This window comes from Micromonospora sp. NPDC047730, assembly GCF_043204765.1.
In the GTDB taxonomy this organism is placed as follows: domain Bacteria; phylum Actinomycetota; class Actinomycetes; order Mycobacteriales; family Micromonosporaceae; genus Micromonospora.
Genome location: NZ_JBIDCU010000027.1, coordinates 60,962 through 71,251, shown reverse-complemented (window position 1 = coordinate 71,251; position 10,290 = coordinate 60,962). Strand labels below are relative to the sequence as shown.

Below are 10,290 nucleotides of genomic sequence, written 5' to 3'. Positions count from 1 at the left end.
GCTCCGTACCGATGTAGTTGTGGTTGAGCATCCGGGCCTCTTCCTGGGCCAGGACGACAACCCGTCGCGCTCGGTCGGTGAACCGCTCGAACATGTCTGCCACCCCTGGAGAGTGACGCCGTCCCGGGTGACAGGAGGCCACCCGGGACGACGTCTTTCGGGACTACCAACGGCGGTTGGTCGTCACGCGCTGACGTAGGCTTCCGAGCCCACCAGCGCGTCACCCAGCTTCATCGACACACCGGTCAGGCGCGCCCGGGACTCGCCGTCCTTCGTCCGCAGCGCGGCGTCGGCGTGCTCGGCGGTCAGCAGCGTGCCGGTCGGCTCGATGTCCTTGAGCTGGCCGCTCAGGTGCACCGGGGCCGCCGCGTAGAGCGTGGCAGACGGGGTCACCAGCTCGAAGTGAGCGTCGAAGTGCAGCTCACCCGGGTAGCGCAGCCGGCTCAGGCTCTCCTCGTTGCCGTCGCCGAGCTGGCCGCCCGAGACGGTGAAGAAGCTGGCCCGCAGCATGACCTTGCCGCCGAGAGCCGGGCTGTTGCCCACCAGCGCCACGCGGGCGAGCTGGGCCAGCACCCCGGAGCCCTGGTCGTGCTTCTCCGGCCCGAAGAGGAGGATCTCGGCGCCCGCGGCGAGCGGGTAGTCGCCGGCGAGCTCGATCTCCTCGGTGCGGCCGTTGACCTCGACCTTGATCTTCGCCTCGGTCGAGGCCTGGATGATGATCGACGGGTCGACCAGCATCGAGACGCACGGGCCGATGCTCGACGCGAAGAAGGCGCTCGGCGTGTTGCCGACGGCCTCGTTCTCGTCGTTCGACGGGTACCACGCGGCCGGGAGGTTGGTGCCCCGGACCACGTTGTGCGCCGGCATGACCTCACCCTGGTCGCCGTACGGACGGCCGAGGAACGGCGAGGTGAGCGGGGTCTTGTACGGCGGAAGGCCGTCCACGATCCCCTTGACGTCGATGACACCCCGGTGGGCCAGCCGCATGGTGCTGGTCTCCAGGATGCCGAACCGCCGGATGTAGAACTCCGCGGGGAAGTTCTTGCCGGGCACGATCTGCTTGATGTGACCGGTGTTCGGCAGGTACGGGTTCGACAGGATCTGGATCCGGTCGTTCAGCGTGTAGCTGAACCCCTTGATGCCGACCTCGGGGGCGCTGATGAGCTCCAGGTTGAAGCTCGCCGTGCCGTCCTCGTCGACGGTGTGCTTGAACCCCGGCATCGGCCACTTGTTCATCTGCACGAAGCCCGACAGGTTGATCGTCTCCCGACGGCCGCCGTAGTAGTCGTCACCGAAGACGACCGTCGCCGCAGCCAGGATGTGCGGCCGCAGCGGCTTCGGCTCGATGTTGAGCGACTCGTAGGTCTCTCTCGCCGTGTCAGTCACGGCTCCACCTCCCTGTTTGCCCCGGATGCCCTGACGCCCTCTGTGACGCTCTGCTCAACCCGGGAGGACCACTGACCCGAACGCTATTGTTTTCTAAAGTGACTGTCAACGGGGCCGCAGTGATCGTTTGCGAAATAATGTCCGGTTTCACTGATGGTTCAAGGGGATCATCCAACGGGGAGGGTTGAATCCTCGTAAGCACATATCCCACCGACGCTATTTGTTCGTATACCGCTTCGGCCACACGGTCGGAGCGCCCCCACAGGCTCGGGTAGGGCCGCGCCCCGTCCGCGACGGGCCGCCGGCGCCAAGCAGGGGCGTGCCGGCGGGCAGCCAATGTCAGCGGCGCGCCGGTCGGATCCGGCGGTCAGACCGCGTGGGTCGCCGCGGTGAGCCGGAAGTCCTGGACGCGCAGCATCGGCATGGCCGTACGCGCCACCGCGTCGCCCCAGTCGCGGGCCCGGGTCGGCACGGTCCGGCCCACCTCGGTGACCCGGGCCGCCATCGCCAGGGGGCTGTCGTTGAAGCGAAAGTTGTTGACCGCCCCGACGACCTCGCCGTCGCGCACCAGGTAGACGCCGTCCCGGGTCAGCCCGGTGAGGGCCATGGTGGCGAGGTCCACCTCACGGATGTACCAGAGGCTCGTCACCAGCAGGCCACGCCGGGTCGTCGCGATCAGGTCGGCGGCCGACACACCACCCGGCCCCTCCAGGATGAGGTTGTCCACCGCGGGCGTGAGCGGCATGCCCAACTCGTCCGCGCTGTCGCGGGTGTGCACCAGCGACCGCAGCCGACCCTGGTCCCACCAGCGGGTCGCGCCCAGCGGAAGGCCGTTGTCGAACACCGACCTCGTCGGCGTCGACGCGGGCGCCACCAGGAACGGGGCGCAGCGCAGCCCGTCGGCCGCCGGGTCGCTGCGCAGGGTCAGCGGCACGCCGGCGAGTTGCTCCCCGATCCGGGTCCGGCCCCCCGGTCCGCTGTAGACCGTCCGCCCCTGCGCCGCCGCCCGGGCTCCCGCCGTGGTGTAGGCGTAGTTCATCAGGTCGGCGACGGCGGTCGGCGGCAGCAGGCACTCGTAGCGGCCGGGCGGCACCTCGAACCGCCGCCGACCCCAGTGCAGGCGCCGGTCCAGCTCGTCCTGCAGCGCGGCCACCGAGACGTCGCCGAAGTCGGTGGTCACGGCGTTCGTCCAGACCGGGAAGCCGTCCCGGTCACGCGCGGTCAGCTCCAGGTGCCCGGCGGGCTCGTCGTGGCGCAGCCGCACACCCGTGGAGGTGCCGAGGAACGTGCTGCGCATCCGGTGCTCGGCGTACCCGTGCAGCACCCGGCCGCCGCGCCGCGCCCGGCCGAACCCGGCGGCCAACTGGTCGACCAGCCCGGTCAACACCGTCGGCGGCGCCGCCGGGACCGGGTCCTCCCAGTGCGGCGACCCGGCACCGGAGGCCGGCAGGGGCCGCGCGTCCGGCGCCGGCGGCGCCTGGCGGGCGGCCGCCCGCGCCGCCTCGACCAGCGCGACCACCTCGGCCCGGTCGGCCGGCCCGCACAGCGACACCGCACCCACCCGGCCGCCTGCGACGGCCACCACCGACACCCGGCGCTCGTCGCCGCTCCCGTTGCCGGTCAGCGCGTTGTCCGCCCACCGCAGGTGCACGTCGGCGCCCTGTTCCACGATCGCCACGCAGTCGTCGCCGCCCGCCGCGCCGAGGGCGATCTCCACCGTCTCCTGCGGGCTCGGGGTCCTCACGCGGGCGCCTCCGTCCGGGTGCTGGTCACGCGTACGCCTCGGAACAGCGCCGAGGGGCACCCGTGCCCGGCGGCGGCGAGTTGCAGCGGCTGCGCCTTGCCGCACTGCCCCGCACCGGACAGCAGCCAGGTCTGCGGGCCGCCCACCGCCTCCAGCGACCGCCAGAACTCCAGCGTCGTCCCCGTGTACGCGGCGTCCCGCACCTGGCCGGCCAGGCGGCCGTCCCGGATCCGGTAGAAGCGCTGCCCGGTGAACTGGAAGTTCACCCGTGCCATGTCGATCGAGAAGCTGTTGTCGCCGACGACGTACAGCCCGTCCCGCACCCGGCCGATCAACTCGCGGGTGTCCGGCCCGTCCGGCGCGGGGCGGAGCGAGACGTTCGGCATCCGCTGCACGGGCAGGTGCCGGTACGACTCGGCGTACGCGCAGCCGGTGGAGTAGTCCAGCCCGGCGGCGCCGGCGGTCTGCCGGTCGTGTTGCGTGCCGACCAGCACGCCGTCGCGGACGAGCGGCCACGACCGGGCGGCCACGCCGTCGTCGTCGTAGCCGATGGTGGCGAGCCCGTGCGGGGTGGTGCGGTCGGCGACCACGTTCATCGCCGGCGAGCCGTAGCGGAGCGACCCGATGTCGTCGGGGGTGACGAACGAGGTGCCGGCGAAGGCCGCCTCCCGGCCGAGGATCCGGTCCAGCTCGGTGGCGTGCCCGACGGTCTCGTGAATCGTCAGCCAGAGGTTGGTCGGGTCGATGACGAGGTCGTACTCCCCCGGCTCGACCGACGGGGCGGCGAGCTTCTCGGCCAGCAGCCCCGGCAGGCGGGCCAGCTCGCCCGCCCAGTCCCAGCCGGTCCCGGTCAGGTACTCCCAGCCACGGGCGGCCGGCGGCCCGAGGGTGCGCATGGTCTCGAAGGTGCCGCTGTCCGCGTCGATCCGGAACCCGACCACCATCGGGTGCAGCCACGTCCGCCGCTGCCGGATGCGCCGGCCCTCGCTGTCGTGGTACACGGTGGACTCGCGGAACACCTGCAGGTACGCCTCCGCCAGGTCGGCGCCGCCGTCGCGCAGGATCGCGCACCAGCGGGCCAGCAGGGCGGTGCGCTCGGCGGCGGGCACCGCGAAGGGGTCCACCTCGCACGGCGACTCCCACACCGCCGGCCCGTGGACCGGCTCGGGCGCCAGCCGGGGCGGTGCGCCGCGCAGCGGGCGCAGCATCCGGGCCAGCTCGCAGGCCCGGGCCGCCAGCTCGGTGGCCCCCGGCGGGGAGAGGTCCACCCCCGAGGCGAAACCCCAGGTGCCGTCCACGAGGACCCGCACGCCGACCCCGGTCTCGACGCTCTCCTGGGTGCCCTCCGGCTGCGCGTCGCGGACCCGCTCGCGCAGCGCCCGCACCCGCCGCAGCCGCACGTCGGCGTACGAGGCGCCGAGCCGGCGGGCCCGTTCCAGCGCGGCCAGGGCCAGCTCCCCGGCCGGCAGCGTGTCGAATCCCGGTTCCGTGGCGACGGCCGGGGCGGGCCCGGCGGTCACCGGAACCGGATGTCGGGGTACTGGGTGGTCCACTCCCCCGCCCGCACGGTACGCAGCGCCTCGGCGACCCGGTCGACCTCGCCGCGGGTGCTGTAGACCGCGAAGGAGAGCCGCACCGTGCCGAGCAGCCCCAGGTCGTCGAGGAACGCGCTGGCGCAGTGCACGCCGGACCGCACGGCGATGCCGTGCGCGTCGAGGTGCCCGCCCACGTCGTACGGGTGCAGGCCGTCCACGGCGATGGAGACGATGCCGGCCGGGTCCGCGGCCGGGTCGCCGACGACCCGCACCCGGTCGACGTCGCGCAGGACGTCGACGGCGTACCGGACCAGGTCCGCGTCGTGTGCCCGCACCGCGTCCCGGTCGAGCCCGTCCAGCCAGGTCAACGCGGTGGCGAGACCGACCGCGGCGCCGATGTCCGGGGTGCCGGCCTCCAGCCGCGCCGGAACCGGCACGTAGGACACTGGGGCGTCGTGCGAGACCCCCTTGACCGTCCCACCGCCCACCTGGTAGGGCGGCAGGTCGGCGAGCAGTTCCCGCCGGCCGTAGAGCACCCCGGAGCCCATCGGGGCGTACACCTTGTGGCCGGAGAAGCAGTAGAAGTCAGCGCCGATCTCCCGCACGTCGACCGGCAGGTGCGCGACCGCCTGCGCGCCGTCGACGACCACGGGCACGCCCCGGTCGTGCGCCACCCGGACCAGCTCCCGCACGGGGTTGACGGTGCCGAGCACGTTGGAGACGTGGCTGACCGCGACGAGGCGGGTCCGCCGGCCCAGGACGGCGGCCAGATCCTCCGACCGGACCGGCCCGCCGGCCGGCGACGGCACGACCCGCAGCCTCGCCCCGCTCCGTTCGCAGAGCCGGCGCCACGGCAGCAGGTTGGAGTTGTGCTCCATGCCGGTGACCACGATGTCGTCGCCGGCGCCGACGATCCGCTGGGCGAAGGTGTCGGCGAGCAGGTTCACCGCGTCCGTCGTGCCCCGGGTGAAGACGATCTCGTCGGCGTGGGCGGCGTTCACGAACCGCCGGACCACCTCCCGGGCGTCCTCGTAACGGCCGGTGGCCTGGCGGCTGAGCTCGTAGAAGCCGCGCCCGACGTTGCTGTTCGCCGTGGTGTAGAAGTCGACCACCGCGTCGAGGACCGACCGGGGCTTCTGCGTCGTCGCGGCGTTGTCGAGGTAGGCCAGCGGCGGGCCGTGCCCGGCCACGTCGAGGAACGGGAACTCGGCCCGCACCGCGGACAGGGGACGGGCAGCCGTGTCGGTCATCGTGCTTCCTCCGTGAAGCTTGCGGTGAAGCGGTCGAGGAAACCCGGCGGGCAGGGGAAGAGCTTCTGCTCCGGGTAGGGCCGCTCGGACGGGGGGATCCACCCCGGCTCGCCGCGCCGGGGCCACCGCCCGGCCCGGTCCGCCAGGTGCGGGCCGTGGAAGAACCAGCAGATCTGGCTGACCTGCTCGGTGAAGACGACGGGATGCACCTCGGGCGAGTACATCGCCATGTGCCCGTACGCGGCCAGGAACTCGCCCGCCACCCCCATCGAGGCGCCGAGCATGACGTGACCGAAGACGTCGTGCACGGCCCGGAAGATGTCGTTGTGCAGCAGCGGTACGCCGCCGACCGTGACACCCGACGGGGCGCAGAGCGGATGGTCCGGCGCGGGCCCGTCGGGGCCGTGGCCGTCCCGGGTCAGGTAGACGTGCAGCACGCCGGTGCGGGCGAGGCGGTCGACCAGGTCCGCCGCGCCCCGGTACGGCTGCCCGGGGCCCCGCCACGGCTCGACGCGGATCCCCGCCCCGGCCAGCAGGGCGAAGTGGCGCAGGTTCTCCTCCGTGAACCGGCGGTAGCGGGCCGCCAGGTCCGGCCCCAGGTCGCGCCGGGGCGCCCGGTCGAAGTGCCGCGCCACCGTGCGGCAGAACTCCGGGTCGACGCGCACCCGGGTGCCGGGCAACCCACCCAGGTCCCGGCGCGGCAGCTCACCGCGGGCGGCGGCGTCGTCGACGTACGACTGGGCCAGCGCGAGCAGGCCGGGGTGGCCGGCCGACGGACGGGCCGGGCGGGGCGCGCTCGGGCAGGCCGCGGTCATCCGGCCCTCCCCGGCCCGGCCCCCGGCGGGCCGGATCCGGCCGCCTCGGGCCGGCCGGCGCCGGCCGACGCGCCGGCGGGGCGGCGCGCGCGCAGGCAGAGCGCCGAGCCGGGCAGGGTGAGCACGCCGTCCGCGTCGGCGAAGGCGGCGGCGGCCTCGGCGAGCCGCTCCCAGCCCGCCCGCTCCGCGTCGGCGCCGAGCTGCCGCCGCACCGTGGCGAGCACACCGGGCGGCGTCACGTCGCGGGTGTACGCGAGGTACTCGTCGACGGACGCGAAGCGCATCGCGATCCCGACGGACTCGGTGCCGACGTCCGTGAAGCCCGCGGCGAGCAGGTCGGCGCGGGTGCGTTCGGCGTCGGACATGCTGAACGGGCCGGGACGGCCCGGCGGGGGGACCGGCAGGCCCGCGGCCAGCGTCCGGAAGCCCAGCGAGGTCATCGGGTTCGCCTCCGGCGGCCCCCAGACGGCGGCGGCCAGCACGCCGCCGGGAGCCAGGAGGCGGTGCAGGCCCGCGAGGGTACGCTGCCGGTCCACCGCGAACATCAGCCCCCACCGGCTGAGCACCGCGTCGAAGGAGTGCGCCGGCAGGTCGAGGGCCTCCACGTCGGACTCGGCGAACTCGATCGGGTGGTTGAGGCCGGCGGCGCAGCGGCGGGCCCGGTCGACCATCTCCGGTGCGAGGTCGATGCCGAGCACCCGGCCGGTGGGGGCGACCAGCCGGCCGGCGCTGACCGACGGCTCGCCGGTGCCGCAGCCGACGTCGAGCACCCGGTGGCCGGGACGGAGCCCGGCGGCGCGCAGCAGCCAGTCGGTCACCGGCGCCGCGGCCCGCTCGTAGCGGTCCTGCCAGAAGTCCCACCCGGCGCTGACCGCGTTCCAGGTGTCACGTTGCTCGGCCTTGAAGGCCACGGAGTCGAACCGGACGGCGGTCATGTCGCTCTCCTCGCAGGCGGACTCGGCCTCAGCTCACTATATGATTGGCAAGTTGGCCGGGCAACGGCGTGAGCTTGCCATCACCTGCCCGCCGCCGACCCCCGGGCCCTCACCGGACGGCCGCCGGGCGCGCCGGACGCTCGCCGTCGAGCAGTTGCAGCAGGTAGTCGCCGTACCCGCTGGCGCGCAGCGGCACCGCCAGGCGGCGCATCGCCGCGTCGTCGAGCAGCCCGGCCCGCCAGGCCGCCTCCTCGACGCAGCCGACCTTGACGCCGTGCCGTTCCTCGATCACGCGCACGTACTCGGCCGCCTTCATCAGGTCGCCGAACCGGCCGGTGTCCAGCCACGCGGTGCGCCGCCCGAGCAGCCGCACCTCCAGCCGGCCCTGGCGCAGGTACTCCCGGTTGACGTCGGTGATCTCCAACTCGCCCCGGGCGCTCGGCGTCAGCTCCGCGGCGATGGCGACGACGTCCGCGCCGTACACGTAGAGACCGGGCACGGCGTAGCGGGACGGCGGGACCAAGGGCTTCTCCACGATGTCGCGCACCGCGCCGCACTCGTCGAGGTCGAGCACCCCGTACGGCCGCGGGTCCGCCACCGGGAGCCCGAACACCAGCCCACCGTCCACCCCGGTCAGCTCGGCGAGCTGCCGGTCCAGCTCGGCGGAGTGGATGATGTTGTCGCCGAGGATGAGCATGGCCGGGCCGCCGGCGAGGAAGTCCGCGGCGAGCAGGAGCGCGTGCGCGATGCCGTCCGGGCGCTCCTGCACGGCGTACCGCAGGTCGAGCCCCCACTGGCCGCCGTCGCCGAGCAGGCGCCGGAACAGCGGCTGCTCGTCGGGGCGCGTGATGATGAGGATCTCCCGCACACCGGCCGTCACGAGGGTGCTCAGCGGATAGAAGATCATTGGCTTGTCGTAGACCGGCATCAGTTGCTTGGAGACCGCCCGGGTCACCGGCCACATCCGCGAGCCGGTGCCACCAGCGAGCAAAACACCACGCATTTTTAAAGCGTAGCGCATGGCGCCTGCGCGTGGTGGAAACATCACGTCGGGTGCCGGGCGGGGTAGCCTGCCCGGGGTGACCCGACCGTCGCGGAGGGAGCGGCAATGACCGACGTCGACCAGGAGACCGCGCTGCCGAGCTGGCCCGTCGGCGCCGACGGCGCGTACGTGGCCGCGCGGCGGGCGCTCGCGTCGGCCGAGCAGGACCTGCGCGACCAGCTCGAACGCGTGGCCGCGGCGCGGCGGCGGCTGCCGCCAGGCCCGTTGCTGGCGGACTACCGGCTCGCCGAGGGGCCGGCCGACCTGGCCCGGCCCGGGCCGGCCCGAAGCGTCCGGCTGCGCGACCTGTTCGAGGAGCACGAGACCCTCTTCGTCTACCACCTGATGTTCGCGCCGGACGCCGCCGAGGCCTGTCCGATGTGCTCGCTGTGGGTGGACGGCTTCCACGGGGTGCTTCCGCACCTGCGGCGGCACACCGCCGTGGCGGTGGTGGCGAAGGCGCCGCTGCCCCGGCTGCGCGCCTGGGCCCGGCGGCGGGGCTGGACCGGCCTGCGGATCCTGTCCAGCCACGGCACGTCCTTCAACGCGGACCTGCGCGCCGAGCACCCGGACGGCACGCAACGACCGATGGTCAGCGTGCTGCGCGCCGAGGGCAACCGGGTGCGGCACCTCTACTCCGCCCCGGCGAGCTTCCCCGACGGCGGCGAACGCGGCATCGACCTGCTCAGCCCGGTCTGGAACGTCCTCGACCTGCTGCCCCAGGGCCGCGGCGACTGGTACGCCGGCAACGACTACGTCCCCGGCCCGGCGGCGTCCCCCGCACCGGCCTGACGGCCCGCCCTCGGACCGGCCCGGCGGCCTCCCCGGGCCGGCACGATCGCGCGTCCGGCCCTGCGGCTGGCCCGGGCCGGCACGACACCGTTCCGGCCCCGCCCGGCGGCGGATGCTCGCCGCCGGGTCACGACCCGGTGGCGAGCAGGTCGGGCAGCCGCACCGCCGCCAGCCGGCGGCCGGCGAAGTCGGCGTACCAGAGCAGCGCGCCGTCCCAGGTCAGGCCGACCGGACGGCCGGCCACCGGCGCCTGTCCGCGCAGCGTGCCGTGCCGGGCGTCGACCGCCCGCAGCATCGCCCCCTCGAAATCGGCGTAGACCACGAGGTCACCGGCCACCGTCAGCCCGGACGGCACGCCGGGCACCGGGAACTCACGCTGGACGGTCATCGTGGCGACGTCGCGGAGCTGCACCACCGACGGTCCGCGCAGCCCCATCCACATCGCCACGCCGGTGGTCTCCACCCCGCAGAGCCGGCCGCTGGGCGGGGCCACCTCCTTCTCGCCGAGCGCCTCGCCGGTGAGCGGGTCGATCAGCAGGATCCGCTTCGGACGGCCGCCGACCTGGCAGAGCGCGCCGCCGCCCACGGTGAGGTCGGCCCGCGCCCGGGGGCAGGACAGGGTCCGCACGACGGCGCCGGTGTCCGGGGCGAGGGCGTAGATCTCGCCGGCCTCCTGGTCCGAGTGCCAGAAGAACTCGCCGTCGAAGGTCAGGCCGCACAGGTAGCGCCCCGGCGCGGGCAGCGACCGGACGACCGGCAACGTCGTGTCGATCTCGCGGATGGCCATGGAC

8 protein-coding genes and 1 pseudogene are annotated in these 10,290 nt (G+C 74.2%); 1 reads left to right on the top strand and 8 read right to left on the bottom strand.

Going from position 1 to position 10,290, the window contains the following annotated elements:
• Positions 1–183 precede the first annotated feature (183 nt).
• The 7 genes and pseudogenes from ACGF5G_RS33310 to rfbA form a co-directional block, all read right to left on the bottom strand.
• On the bottom strand, positions 184–1,386 hold the full coding sequence (locus tag ACGF5G_RS33310; protein WP_350687465.1) for a DUF6004 family protein: 1,203 nt from the start codon (positions 1,384–1,386) through the stop codon (positions 184–186).
• Between the two features lie 367 nt (positions 1,387–1,753).
• Positions 1,754–3,103, bottom strand: coding sequence for a metallopeptidase TldD-related protein (locus ACGF5G_RS33305; protein ID WP_393270388.1), 1,350 nt, complete (start codon positions 3,101–3,103; stop codon positions 1,754–1,756).
• 23 nt (positions 3,104–3,126) lie between these two features.
• Positions 3,127–4,683, bottom strand: coding sequence for a TldD/PmbA family protein (locus tag ACGF5G_RS33300; protein WP_393270373.1), 1,557 nt, complete (start codon positions 4,681–4,683; stop codon positions 3,127–3,129).
• On the bottom strand, positions 4,647–5,915 hold the full coding sequence (locus ACGF5G_RS33295) for an aminotransferase class V-fold PLP-dependent enzyme (protein ID WP_393270371.1): 1,269 nt from the start codon (positions 5,913–5,915) through the stop codon (positions 4,647–4,649). The genes ACGF5G_RS33300 and ACGF5G_RS33295 overlap by 37 nt, the downstream gene beginning before the upstream one ends.
• Complete coding sequence (locus tag ACGF5G_RS33290) at positions 5,912–6,730, bottom strand: crotonobetainyl-CoA--carnitine CoA-transferase (protein WP_393270369.1); 819 nt, start codon at positions 6,728–6,730, stop codon at positions 5,912–5,914. The genes ACGF5G_RS33295 and ACGF5G_RS33290 overlap by 4 nt, the downstream gene beginning before the upstream one ends.
• 83 nt (positions 6,731–6,813) lie before the next feature.
• A pseudogene (locus tag ACGF5G_RS33285) lies at positions 6,814–7,665 on the bottom strand (class I SAM-dependent methyltransferase); the annotation flags it as partial.
• 109 nt (positions 7,666–7,774) lie between these two features.
• On the bottom strand, positions 7,775–8,668 hold the full coding sequence (rfbA, locus tag ACGF5G_RS33280; protein ID WP_393270367.1) for a glucose-1-phosphate thymidylyltransferase RfbA: 894 nt from the start codon (positions 8,666–8,668) through the stop codon (positions 7,775–7,777).
• A gap of 105 nt (positions 8,669–8,773) precedes the next feature.
• On the opposite strand from rfbA, the gene ACGF5G_RS33275 reads away from it, so the two are divergent.
• A complete protein-coding gene (locus ACGF5G_RS33275) occupies positions 8,774–9,499 on the top strand; it encodes a DUF899 family protein (RefSeq protein WP_393270365.1) in 726 nt (241 codons plus the stop codon).
• A gap of 127 nt (positions 9,500–9,626) precedes the next feature.
• Here the strand turns inward: ACGF5G_RS33275 and ACGF5G_RS33270 are convergent, their stop codons facing one another.
• Positions 9,627–10,286 carry a hypothetical protein gene (locus tag ACGF5G_RS33270; RefSeq protein WP_357699533.1) on the bottom strand — a complete coding sequence of 220 codons (660 nt, stop codon included), beginning with the start codon at positions 10,284–10,286 and terminating at the stop codon, positions 9,627–9,629.
• Positions 10,287–10,290 lie beyond the last annotated feature (4 nt).

Excerpts from the sequence above, each read along its gene's own strand:
- ACGF5G_RS33295 (WP_393270371.1), bottom strand. The coding sequence starts at position 5,915 with ATGACCGACACGGCTGCCCGTCCCCTGTCCGCGGTGCGGGCCGAGTTC.
- ACGF5G_RS33290 (WP_393270369.1), bottom strand. The coding sequence starts at position 6,730 with ATGACCGCGGCCTGCCCGAGCGCGCCCCGCCCGGCCCGTCCGTCGGCC.
- rfbA (WP_393270367.1), bottom strand. The coding sequence starts at position 8,668 with ATGCGTGGTGTTTTGCTCGCTGGTGGCACCGGCTCGCGGATGTGGCCG.
- ACGF5G_RS33275 (WP_393270365.1), top strand. The coding sequence starts at position 8,774 with ATGACCGACGTCGACCAGGAGACCGCGCTGCCGAGCTGGCCCGTCGGC.
- ACGF5G_RS33270 (WP_357699533.1), bottom strand. The coding sequence starts at position 10,286 with ATGGCCATCCGCGAGATCGACACGACGTTGCCGGTCGTCCGGTCGCTG.